Below are 16449 nucleotides of genomic sequence, written 5' to 3' on the forward strand. Positions count from 1 at the left end.
CGCGTCAGTGGTGCCCGCCGGCGTGCAGGTGCGCGGCCGGGCTCACCACGAGGGGCCGCACCATGTGCTGCTCGTGCTCCAGCATGTGGCAGTGGTGGACGCCCCGGCCGACGACGGGGAACCGGACCACCACGGTGACCAGCTCGCCCGGCGTGCCGTTCGGCCCGGGGGTGATCTGGCCGGCCGTCCCCACCCGGATGACGTCCTTCTCGCCGAGCTCGTGCGCCTCCAGCACCGAGGCCGCCTTGAACGCGACCGGCCTGGTCGAGCCGCGGGCGACCCGGTCGAAGCCGGTGACGTCGTAGTTCTCGCGGGACAGCACCTGGAAGTGGGCCAGGTGGATGTGCATGGGGTGCGGGGCGGCGGCGAGGTTGAGGTACTTCCAGACCTCCACGCCGTGCTGCGAGGCGGTGAGCGCGTTGCCGTCGTCGTAGGCCATCGCCGTCCTGCGCAGCGTCTTGACGGCGCCCTGCGCGTCTTGGACCTGGACGATCCCGGCGGACGGGAACGTCAGCCCCGCCGCGTCGACCTCCTCCATCTCCCACAGCTCGGGCAGGTTCCCCGAGCCGGGGCCGGCCACCACGATCCAGCGGGTGGGGTGGCCTTGGGGGAGGTCCGCGTCGGTGACCCGCTTGAAGGTCGGGGAGAGCGCCGCGGGCAGCGTGAACTTGGTGTTCGGCTTGCGGTCGACGACGCGGAACTGCATCACGTCCGGTTCCAGCAGGTCGTTGCGCTTGTCGGAGGCCCCGGGCGTGACGCCCTGGAGGGTGTTGACCAGCTTCAGGGCCTGCCCGCGGAACGCGCTGAAGTCGACCAGCACCTCGGCGCGCTCGCCGGGGGAGAGGTTGAGCGCCCCGTCGACCGGCACCGGCTTGTCGAGCAGGCCCTGGTCACCGCCGATCACCTGGAACGCGCCCGCGACGGGCCGGCCGTCCGCCAGCAGCATCAGCCGGTACATGCGGGAGTTCGCGGTGTTGACGATCCGGAAGCGGTACCAGCGCGGCTCGACCTTGAGGTAGGGCCACACCACCCCGTTGACCAGGGTGTACGGGCCCGCGTGCGCGCGCATCAGCCGCTGCGCGCCGACCATCTCGACCTTGTGGAGGAGCCGGCCGGTGAGCGCGCCCGACGCGTCCGCGGCGAAGTTGCGGTCGGCGAGGATCAGCGGCACGTCCTGGTCGCCCTTGGGCAGGTTCAGCGCCCGTTCCTCCGCGTTGCGGGAGACGAACATGCCGGCGAGCCCCGCGAACACGCTGAAGCGGCTCACGTGGTGGGTGTGGTCGTGGTACCAGAGCGTCGTCGCGGCCTGCTTGTTCGGGTACGCCGACAGCTGCACCTCGCCGGGGGCGATGAGGTTCTCCATCCAGCCGTCGTTGCCGCCCCCGGTCAGCATGCCGTGCAGGTGCACGGCGGCCCACGGTGCCAGGGCGGACACCCCGGCGACCTCCTGGCAGCCCTCCGTGCCGGGGTAGTTGGACAGCGGGTCGGGCAAGGGGCCCTTGGCCTGGCCGAAGTCGACGGCGGTGACCGGGATGCTGCCGGTCAGCTGGTTCTCCCAGGCGACCCGCAGCGGGCGGCCGCTGACCGTCTCGATCGTCGGGCCCGGATAGGCGCCCTCGTACGTCCACATCGTCACCGGCGGGAGTTCCGAGTGCACGGTGACGTCGGCGGTGCGCAGGCGCACGGTCAGCTCGTCGTGGCCGCCGTGCTCGCGGGGGCGCAGCACCGGGGGTATGCGCAGGGGGTCCTTGAACTTCGTCAGCTTCAGTTCGGGCGCCGACGGCTCGGGCCCGCCGGGAGCCGCGGCGGCCGCGGCCGGCGACTTGGCGAAGAGCGGGACGGAGGTCACGAGGGCGCCCAGGCCGACGATGGTGCCGGCGCGGATCAGGTCTCGACGGTTCAGCCCGGTCCCGTCGTTTTCTTCGGCGTGTGTGGGTTCCATGTCGCGCGACGCTAGGGACCGCCGCTCTCGCCGGGCTCGAGTGCGGCTACGGCGCGGCGCGGCCGCACGCGCGCGACCGCGTGACGGCCGGCGCGGCGACCGACGCGACCGCCTGCGCGCGACCTACGCGACGACGACCATCTCGGTGTCCCGGTTGACGAGCGTCGCGTAGTGGCCGCCGAGGCCGAGCAACTCGTCGTGGGTGCCGCGCTCGGCGACCTTCCCCCGCTCCAGGACGATGATCTCGTCGGCGTCGCGGATGGTCGACAGCCGGTGCGCGACCGTGATGGTGGTCCGGCCCGCGCTCGCCGCGTCGATGGCTGCCTGGACCGCCTGCTCGGTCTGGGTGTCCAGGGCGCTGGTGGCCTCGTCGAGCACCAGGATGGGCGGGTCGCGCAGGATGGCACGGGCGATCGCGAGCCGCTGCTTCTCCCCGCCGGAGAACCGGTACCCGCGCTCGCCGACCACCGTGTCGTAGCCCTCGGGCAGCGACATCAGGTAGTCGTGGATGTGCGCGATCCGCGCCGCCGCGACGAGTTCCTCGTCGGTCGCGTCGGGCTTGGCGAAGCGGAGGTTGTCGGCGACCGAGGCGTGGAAGAGGTACGTCTCCTGGGAGACGACGCCGACCGCCGCGGCGAGCGTCGCGAAGGACAGGTCGCGCACGTCGACGCCGTCGATCGTGACGGCCCCGGCCGTCGGGTCGTACAGGCGCGGGATGAGATAGCTCAGCGTGGTCTTGCCCGAGCCGGTCTCGCCGACGATCGCCAGGCTGTGCCCGGCGGGCACGGTCACGTCGACGCCGTCCAGCGTCGGCCGCTCCGCCCCCGCGTACGAGAACCCGACCCCGCGCAGGCTCACCTCGCCCCGCAGCTCCTTCGGCGCGACGGGCCGCTCCGGCTCGGCGACGTCGACGGGCAGGTCGAGGTACTCGAAGATGCGGGCGAACAGTTCGAGCGAGCTCTGGATGTCCAGCCCGATGGTCAGCAGCCGCTGCGCCGGCCGGAACAGGGTCTGCTGGAGGGTGGTGAAGGCGACCAGGGAGCCGATGGAGATGGCCATGTGGCCGCCGCTGCCGGTCAGGCCCGCCACCCAGTAGATCACCGCGGGCATGGAGGCCATGACGATCCAGATCGTGGACTGGTACCACAGGCCCGCCGTGCTCGCCCGCACCTCGATGTCGGTGAGCTTGCGCGACTGCTCGGCGAAGGTGTCCGTCAGCGAGCGGGAACGGCCCATGGTGTGGCCGAGCATGATCCCGCTGACGGACAGCGACTCCTGCACGTTCGAGGAGAGTTCGGCGAACTGGCGCTGGCGCTCACGGGTGATGACGCGGCGTTCGTCCCCGACGTGCCGGCTCACCCAGACGAAGGCCGGGAGGATCAGCAGGGACGCGATCGTGAGCCGCCAGTCGAGCAGCGCCATGGCGGTGGTCGTGGCGATGACGATCGTCAGGTCCGCCACCAGCGCCGTGGCGGTGGTGGTCACGGTGACCTGCATCCCGCCGATGTCGTTGGCGATGCGCGACTGCACCTCGCCGGTGCGGGTCCGGGTGAAGAAGGCCAGCGACATGCGCTGGAGGTGCGAGTACACGGCGGTGCGCAGGTCGTGCATGACCAGCTGGCCGACCTTCGCGGAGACGTGGGTCTGGAAGACGTTGAACGAGCTCGTGGCGACCGACACGACGATCATGCCGAGCGCGAGCAGCGACAGCAGCCCCGTCCTGCCCTGCGGCAGCGCCACGTCCATGATCTCGCGGATCAGGAACGGGTTGACGAGGGCGACCAGGGAGGAACCCCCGACCAGGCACGCGACGAACAGCAGCCTCCTGCGGTACGGACGGAACAGGCGGAGGATGCGTCGTTTCTGTACGGGGAGATGGGCGGTGGCCGACCCGGTGGTTCTCACCCTGGTCTCTCCTTCTCTTTCGGTCAGTTCCAGTCGACGGAACGCAGGACGACGGCGGAGTTGAAGCCGCCGCGGCCCCGCGCCAGGACGAGGGCCGTGGTCACGGGGGTGTGCCGCGGCGCGGTGACCAGGTCGAGGTCGTAGTCGGGGGAGAGGGTGACGTTCGCCGTGGGCGGGATCACCCCGTCCCGCATGGCCAGCAGGGCGGTGGCGACGTCCAGGGGGGCGGCCCCCGAGCCGAGCCGGCCCGTCATGGTCTTGGGCGCCGTGACGGGGACCGCGCGGGGGCCGAAGACCCCGGTGATCGTCGTCGCCTCGATCCGGTCGAGCTCCGCGGTGCCGGCCGCGTCGGCGAAGACGACGTCGATCGCGTCCGGGGTCAGGCCCGCCTCGTCCAGGGCGATCTCGATCGCCTTGCGCAGCGTCGGCTCGCGCCCGCTGTCCGGATGCGGGTCGAAGGTGGACCCGTAGCCGCAGATCTCCCCGTAGACCTGGCTCGCACCCCGCCGGCGCGCGGCCTCGGCGTCCTCCAGGATCAGCAGGGCGCCGCCCTCGCCGGGCACGTAGCCCGAGGCGTCGGCGTCGAAGGGGAGGTAGGCCCGGTCGGGCCGCTCGTCGGTGCTCAGCTCCCCGGTGGTGAGCTGGGCGACCCATCCCCACGGGCAGATGGCCGCGTCGACGCCGCCGGACAGGATCAGGTCGCTGCCCTTGCGGATCAGGCGGCGCGCGTGCGCGAGGGCGTCGAGGCCGCCCGCCTGGTCGCTGACCACGACGCCGCTGGGGCCGCGCATGCCGTGCCGGATCGAGATCTGGCCGGTGTTGACCGCGTAGAACCAGGCGAAGGACTGGTAGGCGCTGACGTACTGGCTGCCCTGGCTCCACAGGTTTTGGAGCTGGCCCTGGCCGAACTCGAAGCCGCCGGAGCTGCTGGCGGTCATCACGCCCATGCCGAACTCGTCCGCCTCGGCCGTGCTCACGCCGGCGTCGGCCAGGGCGTGATCGGCGCCGACGAGGGCGAGCTGGGTCATGCGGTCGGTCTGCGGGATGAGTCGGCTCGGCAGGTGCTCCTCGACGGTGAACCCGTCGACCTCACCGGCGAGCTTCGACGGGTAGCGCTCCGGATCGAAGCGCGTGATCCGGCCGATGCCGCTCCTGGACGCGCGGGTGGCGTCCCAGTAGGCGTCCACGCCGAATCCGTTGGGGGAGACGATGCCGATGCCGGTCACCACGACCTGGGTGCTCATGCCGTCGTTTTCCTGTCGGGTCGGGCGAGAACCATCGCGCTCTGGAAACCGCCGAACCCGCTGCCGACCGTCAGCACCGTGTCGGTGCGCCAGTCGCGCGCGGTCAGCGGCACGTAGTCGAGGTCGCATTCGGGGTCGGGCTTGTGCAGGTTCGCTGTAGGGGGCACCACGTTGTTCTCCATGGCCAGGACGGAGGCGGCGATCTCGATCGAGCCGATCGCGCCGAGCGAGTGGCCGACCATCGACTTGATCGAGCTCACGGGCGTACGGCGGGCGTGGTCGCCGAGGCTGCGCTTGAAGGCGCTGGTCTCGTGCCGGTCGTTCTGCTTGGTGCCCGAGCCGTGCGCGTTGATGTAGTCGACCGCGGCGGGGTCGATCCGCGCCTCGTCCAGCGCCGAGCGGATGGCCTCGGCCATCTCCCGGCCGTCGGGGCGCAGTCCGGTCATGTGGAAGGCGTTGCACCGGCTGGCGTACCCGGCGATCTCGGCGTAGATGTGGGCGCCGCGCCGGCGCGCCGACTCCAGCTCCTCCAGGACGAACATCGCGGCGCCCTCGCCCAGCACGAAGCCGTTGCGCGTGAGGTCGAAGGGCCGGGAGGCGTGCTCGGGGTCGTCGTTGCGCGGTGTGGTCGCCTTGATCGCGTCGAAGCACGCCACGGTGATCGGCGAGATCGGCGCGTCCGAGGCACCGGTGATCATCACGTCGGCCGAGCCGTCGCGGATCAGTTCGGCCGCGTAGCCGACCGAGTCGATGCCGGAGGTGCAGCCGGTGGAGACCACGGTCGAGGGCCCCTCGGCGCCGACCGCCCAGGCGACCTCGGCGGCGAAGGAACTCGGTACGAAGTAGTTGTAGAGGTGGGGGACGGCGTACTCGTGGTCCACGAGGTCGAGCCGGCCGCCGTCGCTGACGACCCGGTACTCCTCGTCGAGGCCCATGGTCGCGCCCACGGCGCTGCCGACCGCCACGCCCACCCGGTGGGGCGCGAAGCCCTGCAGGTCAAGGCCGCTGTCCGCCATCGCCTCACGTGCCGTGACGAGGGCGAACTGCGCGGCCCGGTCGGTGCGCCGGATCTCCTGCGCGCCGAGCCCGTGCTCGTACGGGTCGAAGTCGATCTCGGCCGCGACCCGGGAACGGAACGGCGCCGGATCGAAGAAGGTGATCCCCCGGGTCGCCGTCCGTCCCTCGCTGAGCAGGCTCCAGAAGTTCTTGGTCCCGATGCCGCCCGGAGCCGCGACGCCCACTCCGGTGACGACCACGCGCCGGCCGGTCACTGCGACTCCCAGGTGTAGAACCGCTGCGCCATGGCGTCCGCGGGGGAGCGCCAGGTCGCCGGGTCGTAGGCCTCGATGAACGGCTTGAGGTCCTGGCTGATCCGGACGAAGCGCTCGTCGGACTTCGCCTGCTCGATGAGCTCTCCGCCGTTGTCGACGTCGAAGTCCTGAAGATGGAAGTACAGACCGTTGAACATGAAGAGCTGACGTCGTCGCGTCCCCATGAGATGTGGCATCTCGGTCTCGTCGAAAGCGCTGAAGAGCCTAGCCACGTCAGCACTCGAACGAGAATCCATTCTGGCCACTATTAGATTGCTGTGCATTCGACCGCCTCCTCGAGGGTTTGCCCCGCCTATCGCAGATGCTTGACCAGTGCCGCCCATGTGGCGAGCTCCTCTTCCGACAGTGGTGGCAGGCAGGGCTGGTCGGTAGGCGGGACTCTGATGTCCCTCCATTCGTAGGGGGGATAGAGTCCGTTCCATGCGAATCCCATCCACATCAGGCCCTCGCCGAAGTCCTTCCATATGGATCGCATGGCGGACCTGAGCCTCGCGCCCATGTCAATCTCCATTCGCCCGGAAACCACCCATCGCCACCTTGCGTGGCGGCCCTCAAGGAAGGGTCGGGAATGCGTCAAATTCCGCTGGAGGCGTGTGGGGCGCAAGAAAGGGCGGTTCCGGGAAGGAACCGCCCTTTCGGCTGGTCGGGGCGGCGGGGGTGCCGCGCCGCGCGGCGGCTCGGGCCGCCGGCGGTCACCGCAGGGCGGCCTCCAGCGGCTGACTCGCGCCACCGACCGTGGCCAGCCGCCGGCGGTCGAGCGGCGAGGCGCGGCGCTCCAGGCGGGCCGACAGCAGGCGGGCCGCCCGGTCGTGGTCGTCACCCGAGATCAGGGCGTGCAGCAGGGTCTCCTCGACGACCTCGTGCTGCGCCTTGCTGCCGCCCACCCGGGCGATCAGCGGCAGCAGCGGCCCGAGCCGCAGCGCCGCCTCCTGCCAGCGCTGCCCGACCACGGCCGTCAGCGCCTCGCACAACGGGGCGATGACCAGCCGGAAGGCCTCTTGGCGGTTCGTCAGGGCGTGCAGCCGCAGCCGCCCCAGCCCGTCGAGGTCGCCGGCCGCGGCGAAGGCCAGCGCGCCGTGCAGCGCGGCGAAGGCCGTCTCGGGCGCGTCGAGCCACTGATCGGGAGCCGCCTCCAGCAGCTCGCCGAGCGGTAGTTCGCCGCTCCAGCTCCCCGTCATGCGGGCGCGCCACAGCAGCGAGGCCGAATCCACCAGCAGCCGGCCCCCGCTCACCCGGGAGGCCACCAGCTCGCAGCGGTAGCGCCGCAGCACCGCGGCCCGGTCGTCGAGCGTCAGCTCGTGCAGCGCGGCGTGCCAGGAGAGGTGGGAGCGGTGGCCGGCCCCGGCCCCGTGCCGGCGCATCCACTCGTCCAGCCAGGCCAGACCGGCCCGGTGCTCGCCGGTCTCGTAGAAGACGTGGGCCCAGGCATGGACGGCGTGCCCGGCCGCGGGGTGCGCGGCCAGCGCCCGTGCGGACAGGGACTCGGCCTCCTGCCAGCGCTCCTGCTCCTGCCGGACGAAGGCGAGCTGGCCCAGGTACCACCAGTCGTCGCCGTAGGTCGGGGACAGCCCCTCGACCAGGGCCCAGGACTCCTCGGCGCGGGTGACCCCGTTGAAGGAGACGGTCGGCACGGCGGCGCTCACCACCAGCGCGTCCCGGGGATGCCCGGCGATGTGGCCCAGCAGGGCCGCCTTGCCCGCCTCCTCGGTGCCCGTCAGGCGCGCCCGCACCGCGCCGACCAGGCTGCGTTCGCGCTCGTCCGCGCCACGGGACGCGGCCCGCCCGGCGGCCGCGAGCGCGGCGGCCGTGTTCGCGCCGACCCCCGACTCGTGGCACAGCAGCGCCAGCGCCGCGTGCCCGACGGCGAAGTCCGGGTCGACGCCGACCGCTTCGGCCAGCAGCGCCTCGGCGCCGAGCCGGCCCGCCAGGATCCGCTCCAGCGCCCGGTCGTACAGCTCGGCCGCCTCGGGGGTCGTGGTCAGGCGCAGGCCGTAGCGGTCGGTGGGCCTGGACGCGTGGCGGTCGGCGAGGGCGCCCAGCACGCTGCTCGCGACCTCTGCGGCCTGCGTGCGGATCTCCGGGATAGCGGTGCTCTCCAGCAGGTTCCCGCGCCGCGCGACCCCGATCGTCCACAGCCGCAGGGCCGGGGCGCCGGGCGCGGGCACCAGGCGCCCGCCGCTCCACGTGTCGAAACCCAGGTCGGCGGGGCCGGTCCGGGCGTAGCCCCGGTCGAGCAGGCAGCGCACCAGGGGGTCGGCGGTGCGGCGCAGGTCCGCCTGGGCCCCCGTGCAGTTGACCACCGCGGCGACCCGCAGCTCCCGCCCGTCGCTCAGCCGCACCGCCACCGCGCCTTCGTCCGGCACGGCGCGGACCACCTCGGCGGCGCCGATCCGCAGCCGGCCCGAGGTCCGCAGCGCGCCGATCCTGGCGGCCGTGACGGGCGCGATGCGGTGGCGGTGCACCTCCCAGGCCCGCAGGTCCTCCTGGAGGAAGCGGATCCGGTCGGCCGGCGACAGCTGCTGCCACAGCGTGGCCGTCACCGGGCGCAGCCCGTCCATGCCGGCGCGCCAGTCGCCGCAGGCACGGCGGCTCGCGGCGAGGTGGCGCCGGACGTCCCGGCGCAGCGCGTCGAGGCCGCGCGTGCCGTCGAGGCTCGGCGGCTCGGCCGACGGCAGCGGGTCCTCCAGGTGCTCCCGGGGCACGTACCCGTGCCGGGACACCGCGTGCAGCACCCGGTCCGGGCGCGCCAGGGTGACGGCCAGGTCCGCCATGGTCAAGCCGGTGCCGACGAGCAGGACGTCACCCTCCTCGGGCAGCGCCTCCAGCGCGCCGGGCGCCCACGGGTCGGCGACGAAGCGTCCGGATTCCCGCAGTTCGGGGCCGGCCCAGTCCTGGCCGGGGGCGAAGTTGCCCAGCGCGAGCACGGCCGCGTCCACCCGGAGCTCGCCGCCGCCGGTGAGCCGCAGCGTCACCCCGGCGCCGTGCTCGCGGACGGCGCTGACCCGCTCCCGTACCCGGTGCGGGCGGGTGCGGCGGCACGCTTCGGCGGTGCGCTCCAGCACCTCGGTCAGGTACCGCCCGTACTCCTGGCGCGGGACGTAGTCGCCTGGCGCGGCGCGCGGGTGCCCGTCGGCGAGCCAGCGCAGGAAGTGCTCGGGGTCGTCGGGCAAGGCGCTCATCCGGCCGGCGGGCACGTTGAGCAGATGGCGTGGGTCGGACGTCCTGTAGGCGACACCCGGACCGGCCTGTTCGGCCGGGTCGACCAGCCATACCTCCAGCGTCCGGCCGAGGTCTTCGGCCTGCCGCATCAGCTGAACCGCCGTCAGTGTTCCGGCCGCACCGGCGCCGACGACCGCGATGTGACGCGGGGGCGAATTCCGGCTCATGGTCTCACTCCCTGATTGGTTCGACTTCGTCTCTGGATACGTCGATGTCCTCCGCCGGCGGGAACGTGATGGAGCGGAACGCCTCGCCCGCCATGCCGGCGGTGAGTGTGGTGCCGTCGGCCGGGTCGATCAGCAGGAACGAGCCCGTGCGGCGGTTGTCGGTGTAGCGGTCGAGTGCGAGGGGTTCGGCGGTGCGCAGCACCACGCGGCCGATGTCGTTGCCGCCCAGCCCGTCGGCGCCGGAGCGCCGTTCGAGCGTGCCGATGTCGATCCGGTACGAGATGTCCTTGACCAGTGCCCGCACGGTACGGGTGGTGTGCCGGAGCAGCACCTTGGCGCCGACGCGCAGCGGGCGCTCGTCCAGGTGGCAGACGTGGGCCTCGATGTCCCGGGTGGGCACCGGGGTCGGGCTCCCGGCCGCGATCAGGTCGCCGCGGCCGACGTCGACGTCGTCGGCGAGCCGGACGGTGACCGACTGCGGGGCCCAGGCGATCTCCGTCCGCCTGCCGAGCGCGTCGATGGCCGCGACGGTGGTGGTGCGGCCGGAGGGCAGGACGGTGACGCCGTCCCCGACCGTCAGCACGCCGGAGGCCAGCTGGCCCGCGTATCCGCGGTAGTCGCGGTACTCCTCGCCGTGCGGGCGGATCACGTACTGGACCGGGAAGCGCGTGGGCTCCCCGCCCGGGTCGCCGCCGGCGGGAACGGTCTCCAGGTGCTCCAGCACGGTCGGTCCGCCGTACCAGTCCATGCGGGCGGAGGGCTCGACGACGTTGTCACCGGCCAGCGCGGAGATCGGGATCGCCACGACGTCCTCGACGCCGAGGGAGGCCGCGTACGCGGTGAACTCCTCGGCGATGGCGGCGAAGACGGGCTCGGCCCAGTCGACCAGGTCCATCTTGTTGACGGCCAGCACCAGGTGCGGGACGCGCAGCAGCGCGGCGACGGCGGCGTGCCGGCGGGTCTGCTCGACCACGCCGGCCCGGGCGTCGACCAGGACGACGGCGAGCTCGGCCGTGGAGGCGCCGGTGACCATGTTCCGGGTGTACTGCACGTGCCCGGGGGTGTCGGCGAGGATGAACCGCCGCCGGCTGGTGGCGAAGTAGCGGTAGGCGACGTCGATGGTGATGCCCTGTTCCCGCTCGGCGCGCAGGCCGTCGGTGAGCAGTGCCAGGTCGGGGGCGTCCTGGCCGCGGCCGCGGGAGGCGTGCTCGACGGCCTCCAACTGGTCGGCCGGCACGGACTTGGAGTCGTGGAGCAGGCGGCCGACCAGCGTGGACTTGCCGTCGTCGACGGAGCCGGTGGTGGCGAAGCGCAGCAGCGAGGCGGAGGCGGCCTCCTGGGGGACGGCCTCCCGGGGGGCGGCCATGGTTAGAAGTACCCCTCGCGCTTGCGGTCCTCCATGGCGGCCTCGGAGAGTTTGTCGTCGGCCCGGGTGGCGCCGCGTTCGGTGAGTCGGCTGGCGGCGATCTCGGCGATGATCTGCGCGTTGGTGGTGGCGTCGGAGTCGACGGCGCCGGTGCAGGACATGTCGCCGACGGTGCGGTAGCGGATCAGCCGGCGCCGCGGCGTCTCGTGCTCCGCGGGGCCGCCCCAGTCGCCCGCGGTCAGCCACATGCCGTCGCGGCTGAACACCTCGCGCTCGTGGGCGTAGTAGATCTGAGGGAGCTCGATGCCCTCGCGCTCGATGTACTGCCAGACGTCCAGCTCGGTCCAGTTGGAGAGCGGGAAGACGCGGACGTGTTCGCCGGAGGCGTGGTGGCCGTTGTAGAGCTGCCACAGCTCGGGGCGCTGGCGGCGCGGGTCCCAGGCGCCGAACTCGTCGCGCAGCGAGAAGACCCGCTCCTTGGCGCGGGCCTTCTCCTCGTCGCGCCGGCCGCCGCCGAAGACGGCGTCGAAGCGGTGGGAGCCGATGGCGTCCAGCAGCGGCACCGTCTGCAGCGGGTTGCGGGTTCCGTCCGGGCGCTCGCGCAGCCGGCCGTCGTCGATGAAGTCCTGGACCATGGCCACGTGCAGCCGCAGCCGGTGGCGCGCCACCACGCGGTCGCGGTGCTCGATGACCTCGGGGAAGTTGTGCCCGGTGTCGACGTGCAGCAGCGAGAAGGGGACCGGCGCCGGGTGGAAGGCCTTGAGGGCCAGGTGCAGCATGACGATCGAGTCCTTGCCGCCGGAGAACAGGATCACCGGGCGCTCGAACTGACCGGCCGCCTCGCGGAAGATGTGCGCCGACTCCGCCTCCAGGGCGTCCAGGTGCGACAGCGCGAAGGGGTTCCCCGACGCCTCGGTCACACTCTGGGTCGCGGTCGTCATGCCAGGCCCCTCTCGGTCAGGAAGGTGTGCAGCTCGGCGGCGGATTCGGCCACCGAGCTGCCCTGCGTCTGGATACGCAGCTCCGGGTTCTCCGGCGCCTCGTACGGGTCGTCCACGCCGGTGAGACCCGAGATCTCACCGGCGGCCTGCTTCGCGTAGAGGCCCTTGACGTCGCGCTCGGAGCAGAGCCCGACGGGGGTGGCGACGTGGACCTCCAGGAACTGCGTGCCCTGGGCGGCGTGCCGCGCGCGGACGGCGGCGCGGGAGTCGGCGTACGGGGCGATGACGGGGGCCAGCACGATGACCCCGTGGGAGGCCAGCTTCTGAGCGACGAAGCCGATCCGGGTGACGTTGGCGTGCCGGTCCTCCCGGCTGAACCCGAGCCCCCTGGACAGGAATTCGCGGATCTCGTCACCGTCGAGCACGTCGACCTCGCGGCCCTCGGCGCGCAGCCGCTCGGCGAGGGCGAAGGCGAGGGTGGTCTTGCCGGCGCTGGGAAGCCCGGTCAGCCACACGGTGGCGCCCTGGATGTGAGCTGTGGTCACGGCGATGCTCTCCTGAAGGTGGGTGGACGGCCGGGACCGCGCCGTCTGCGGGACCGTCAGGTGGTGGCGAACTCGGCCAGGACCTTGCCGAGGACGTCCATGTCGATCCGGTGCCAGGATCCGGGCAGTTCGAGCCCCCGGCCGTTGGGAAGGGCCGCCGTCGTCGCCTGCGCGGCGGCGCGCAGCCAGGCGCTGGTGCTGTCGCTGTTGAGGACCAGCGTCTCGGTGGTGTATCCGGCGAGCCGGTCGGCCGGGACGCTGTAGTCGCCGCAGATCGCCGCGTCGTAGGAGAGCGTGTGGGCGTTCGCCAGGTTCATCGCCCAGATCGGGCCCTTGCGCCACTCCGCGACCGTGTCGGGGGTGAAGCCGAGGAAGCCGCCGAGGAAGTACTCGACGGCCTCTTCGCGCCGGTCCTCCGACAGGATGACCCGGAGCGTCTTGGCGAAGTTCCAGACGGGCTTGGGGAATCCGTCGACCCGGTAGAACGGCTCGTGGAGCGCCAGCTTGGTGATCGGGGCGCCGGCCAGCGCCGCCTCGATCGCCAGGTTCGCGCCCGAGGACCCGGCGAAGACGACGGCCTCGCCGCCGGCCTCCTGGATCACCGCCTCCAGGTCCTCTATCTCGCGCTGGACGGCGTACTCGGGGGCGTCGCCGCTCTCCCCGCGCCCGCGGCGGTCGTAGACATAGGTGGTGCAGTGCGGCGCGAGCTCGGGAACGAGCGCGTCGAAGATCGTGTGATCGCGGAACGAACCGTTGAGGAGCACGATCGGCGGGCCTTCGCCCGCCTTCTCGTAAGCGATCGACGTGCCGTCCCGCGAAACGACCTTGCGCATCACGCACTCCTCATGCCGAATGGAGGTGCTCTCACCCCGCCGTATGTCGGCATCCTTGAGCGCGTCGGTGGACTGCCGGTCGAGGACCGGTCGCGGGTGGCCCGCGTGCCCCTCAGGCGAGCCAGCCCGCCTCGGTGGCTATCCGGACGGCATCGATCCGGTTGCGGGCGTTGAGTTTCACCACGGTCGTCGTCAGGTAGTTGCGCACCGTGCCGATCGACAGGTGCAGCTTCGCCGCTATCTCCCGTGGCTCGTCGCCCTGCGCGGCCATGCTGAGCACCTCGGTCTCGCGATCGGACAGCGGGTTGTCCCCGATGTCCCACGCGCTCATCGCTAACTGCGGGTTGATCACCCGGCGGCCCGCGGCCACCTCCCGTACGGCCTGCGCGAGCCCCTCGGACGGGGAGTCCTTGAGAAGGAACCCCGTGACGCGCGCGGACATCGCCCGGCGCAGCAGGCCGGGACGGCCGAGCCCGGTCATGATCAGCGTGCGGCATTCCGGCAACTGGTCGTGCAGCGCCTCGGCCGCCGTGAGGCCGTCCATGTTCGGCAGGTCGACGTCCATGATCGCCACGTCCGGCCGGCACTTCATTGCGGTGGGGACGATCAGGTCACCCCGGTCCACCACGGCGACGACTTCCAGGTCCGGCTCCAGTTCGAGCAGCGCGACCAATGCTCCCCGCACCATGTGCATGTCCTCGGCCAGGAGAATTCTGAGCCGCCGTCTCTCCACTTATCCCCCACCTTCCCCTGCGAATTAAACACCCGGAAAGTGCTCGCGACCCCGTCAGATCGCGGCCTCCGCCTGTTGACGTGTCAACGGCGGGTCGTCTGCCGGGGACACGTCCGATCCCGGCGGCCGCCGGCGCTGCGACAGGTCGAGCGCGTCCGGCTGCCCGCGGTACCCCCGGTACCCGCGCGCCACCAGCCGGACGTCGGCGAGCGCCTGGCGGGACAGTTCCAGCATGGTCGCCAGCTCCTCGCGCGCCGGCTCCGGCGCGTGCGGCAGCAGCCGGTGGATCAGCGCGCACTTCATCGTGACCTCGGACAGGCTCGACCCGAGCACCTCGTGCAGCTCCCGCTCCACGATCAGCCGCTCGCGGGCGACGGCCAGCCGCGCCAGCGCGCCCCTGGCCTCGTGCAACTCGGTGACCAGCCGGTACAGAGCGGTGAACCCGTAGACGACCAGACCCGCCACCAGCGAGGAGTCCGCCAGGTAGACGATGTCGGCCAGCGGGACGCCGACGGCCGCCGCCAGGGGCACGACGACCGCGACCGAGGCAGCGTAGAGCACCAGCCGGAGCCTGCCCGCCACGGTGATCAGGAGCGATCCGGCGAGGAACCCGGCCATCGAGCCCCAGGGCTTGCCGAGCCACAGCAGCGGGGCGTAGGTGGCCGCGGCCTGGAGCCCGAGGCTCAGGGCCCGCGCCCGCACGGACCAGGCACGGGCGCCGCGCAGCGAGTGGAGCGTCTGCACCACCACGACGACGGCGAAGCAGCCCAGGAAGGCGAGCACGGCCGTCCCGGAGGCGGCGTCGCCCGCCGCGTTGATCACGGTGATGAGCGTGTAGCCGGCCAGTACGGCCACGAGCATGCTCCGCGCCATGCGGGGCGCCCAGCGGCCGTCGGCGCGCTCGCGGTCCCGGGTGCCGGCGGTGTCTTCGGCGCCCTCGGCGTCCCGCGCGCCCTGTGCGCCCTGCGCGTCGGATTCCGCGCGCCGGTCCTCGCGCCGGCAGGTGACCGGGGCGTGGGCGACGACCTCGAACCAGCCGTCGCCGGCCGGTCCGCTGGTCAGGTCGCCTCCGACGCCGCGCAGCCGGGTCGTCAGGTTGCCGAGCCCGCTGCCGCCCGCCAGCCCGGTGTCCGCACTCACGTCCCCGACCCCGTCGTTGCGGATCCGCAGCGACACCGTCCCGCCCTCCCGGGTGGCGGTGACCGAGCAGTGCCGCGCCCTGCTGTGGCGCAGCGCGTTGGTCACCGCCTCGCGCAGCACGATGGCCAGTACGGTGTCCATCTTCTGCGGCAGCGGCCCACAGGCCAGGTCGGCCTCGGCCTCGATCCGGGCGGCCTGGAGCACCGACAGCGCCGACTCGGTCTCGGTGGCCAGCGACATGTCGCGGTAGCCGGTGGAGACCAGGCGTACGTCGGCCAGGGCGCCGCTGGCGATGCCGAGCACCTCGGCGATCTCGGACTTGGCCCGGTCGGGCGCGGCCGGGAGCAGCCGGTGGCCGAGGTCGGTCTTCAAGGCGATCGCCGACAGGCTGTAGCCGAGGACGTCGTGCAGGTCGCCGGCGACCCGCAGCCGCTCCTGTACGACGGCCATCCCGGCCAGCTCGCGCCGGGTCTCGCGGATCTCGGCGACGAGCCCGGACAGCGAGCTGACCCCGAAGATGATGAGGCTGGCGAGCAGCGTGGCGCCGAACCCGTAGACCGCGATGCCCGCCCCGGCCATCGCGACGACCGCGGGCACGATGCCCGCGGTGACCACGGCGTACAGCGGCCAGCGCAGCCGGCCCGGCACGGCCAGCAGCACCGAGCCCGCGAGCAGTCCGGCCATCGCGCCCCACGGCACCCCGAGCCAGGGGAGCGGGAGGTAGGTGACCACGGCCTGGGCGGCCAGGGTCAGCACACGGACGCGGACGGGCCAGGTGCGCGGCCGCCGGGTCGAGTGCGCGAACTGCAGGGCGAGTACGGCCACCAGACAGAGCGTCAGCAGGACCAGTCGCCCGGGGCCGGGGTCCTGGTCGAGGACGTTCAGCACCGTGACGAGCGTGTGGCCGCCGAGCACCCCCAGTGTGACCAGGAGCGCCATGCGCGGCGCCTGCGGTCCGGATCCGTCGTCCGCGCTGTCCCCGTCGTGCGTGCCGTCCGTGCCCTCGCCGTGGAGTGCGTCGAGCATCGGCGCATGCCTCCTGGTCCGACCTGCGGTGACTGAGAGGACAGGCAACTGCCCGGC

The 16449-nt window shown here is 72.6% G+C and carries 12 protein-coding genes; all 12 read right to left on the minus strand.

Annotated elements, in window-relative coordinates; all coding sequences use genetic code 11:
* Window positions 1-4: 4 nt before the first annotated feature.
* Window positions 5-1942, minus strand: coding sequence for a multicopper oxidase family protein (locus OG982_RS16190; protein WP_266948780.1), 1938 nt, complete (start codon window positions 1940-1942; stop codon window positions 5-7).
* 123 nt (window positions 1943-2065) lie between these two features.
* A complete protein-coding gene (locus OG982_RS16195) occupies window positions 2066-3847 on the minus strand; it encodes an ABC transporter ATP-binding protein (RefSeq protein WP_266786198.1) in 1782 nt (593 codons plus the stop codon).
* Between the two features lie 23 nt (window positions 3848-3870).
* On the minus strand, window positions 3871-5091 hold the full coding sequence (locus tag OG982_RS16200) for a ketosynthase chain-length factor (protein ID WP_266786196.1): 1221 nt from the start codon (window positions 5089-5091) through the stop codon (window positions 3871-3873).
* Window positions 5088-6362: a beta-ketoacyl synthase gene (locus OG982_RS16205; RefSeq protein WP_266948782.1), complete on the minus strand. Its 1275-nt coding sequence runs from the start codon at window positions 6360-6362 to the stop codon at window positions 5088-5090. Before OG982_RS16205 ends, OG982_RS16200 begins: the two co-directional genes overlap by 4 nt.
* The gene (locus tag OG982_RS16210; protein WP_266786192.1) at window positions 6359-6685 is read right to left on the minus strand and encodes a TcmI family type II polyketide cyclase; all 327 of its coding nucleotides are present in this window, start codon (window positions 6683-6685) and stop codon (window positions 6359-6361) included. The genes OG982_RS16205 and OG982_RS16210 overlap by 4 nt, the downstream gene beginning before the upstream one ends.
* A 429-nt stretch (window positions 6686-7114) precedes the next feature.
* Window positions 7115-9808, minus strand: coding sequence for an FAD/NAD(P)-binding protein (locus OG982_RS16215; RefSeq protein WP_266786190.1), 2694 nt, complete (start codon window positions 9806-9808; stop codon window positions 7115-7117).
* Window positions 9809-9812: 4 nt separating this feature from the next.
* A complete protein-coding gene (locus OG982_RS16220) occupies window positions 9813-11174 on the minus strand; it encodes a sulfate adenylyltransferase subunit 1 (RefSeq protein ID WP_266948784.1) in 1362 nt (453 codons plus the stop codon).
* A 2-nt stretch (window positions 11175-11176) separates the two neighbouring features.
* Window positions 11177-12115 carry a sulfate adenylyltransferase subunit CysD gene (gene cysD, locus OG982_RS16225; RefSeq protein WP_266786186.1) on the minus strand — a complete coding sequence of 313 codons (939 nt, stop codon included), beginning with the start codon at window positions 12113-12115 and terminating at the stop codon, window positions 11177-11179.
* A complete protein-coding gene (cysC, locus tag OG982_RS16230; RefSeq protein ID WP_266786184.1) occupies window positions 12112-12660 on the minus strand; it encodes an adenylyl-sulfate kinase in 549 nt (182 codons plus the stop codon). The genes cysD and cysC overlap by 4 nt, the downstream gene beginning before the upstream one ends.
* Window positions 12661-12716: 56 nt before the next feature.
* A complete protein-coding gene (locus OG982_RS16235) occupies window positions 12717-13493 on the minus strand; it encodes an alpha/beta fold hydrolase (protein WP_266786182.1) in 777 nt (258 codons plus the stop codon).
* 112 nt (window positions 13494-13605) lie between these two features.
* On the minus strand, window positions 13606-14226 hold the full coding sequence (locus OG982_RS16240) for a DNA-binding response regulator (RefSeq protein ID WP_266786180.1): 621 nt from the start codon (window positions 14224-14226) through the stop codon (window positions 13606-13608).
* A 54-nt stretch (window positions 14227-14280) separates the two neighbouring features.
* Window positions 14281-16392 carry a histidine kinase gene (locus tag OG982_RS16245; RefSeq protein ID WP_266786178.1) on the minus strand — a complete coding sequence of 704 codons (2112 nt, stop codon included), beginning with the start codon at window positions 16390-16392 and terminating at the stop codon, window positions 14281-14283.
* Between the last annotated feature and the right edge of the window lie 57 nt (window positions 16393-16449).

It is taken from the genome of Streptomyces sp. NBC_01551 (assembly GCF_026339935.1).
Classification (GTDB): domain Bacteria; phylum Actinomycetota; class Actinomycetes; order Streptomycetales; family Streptomycetaceae; genus Streptomyces.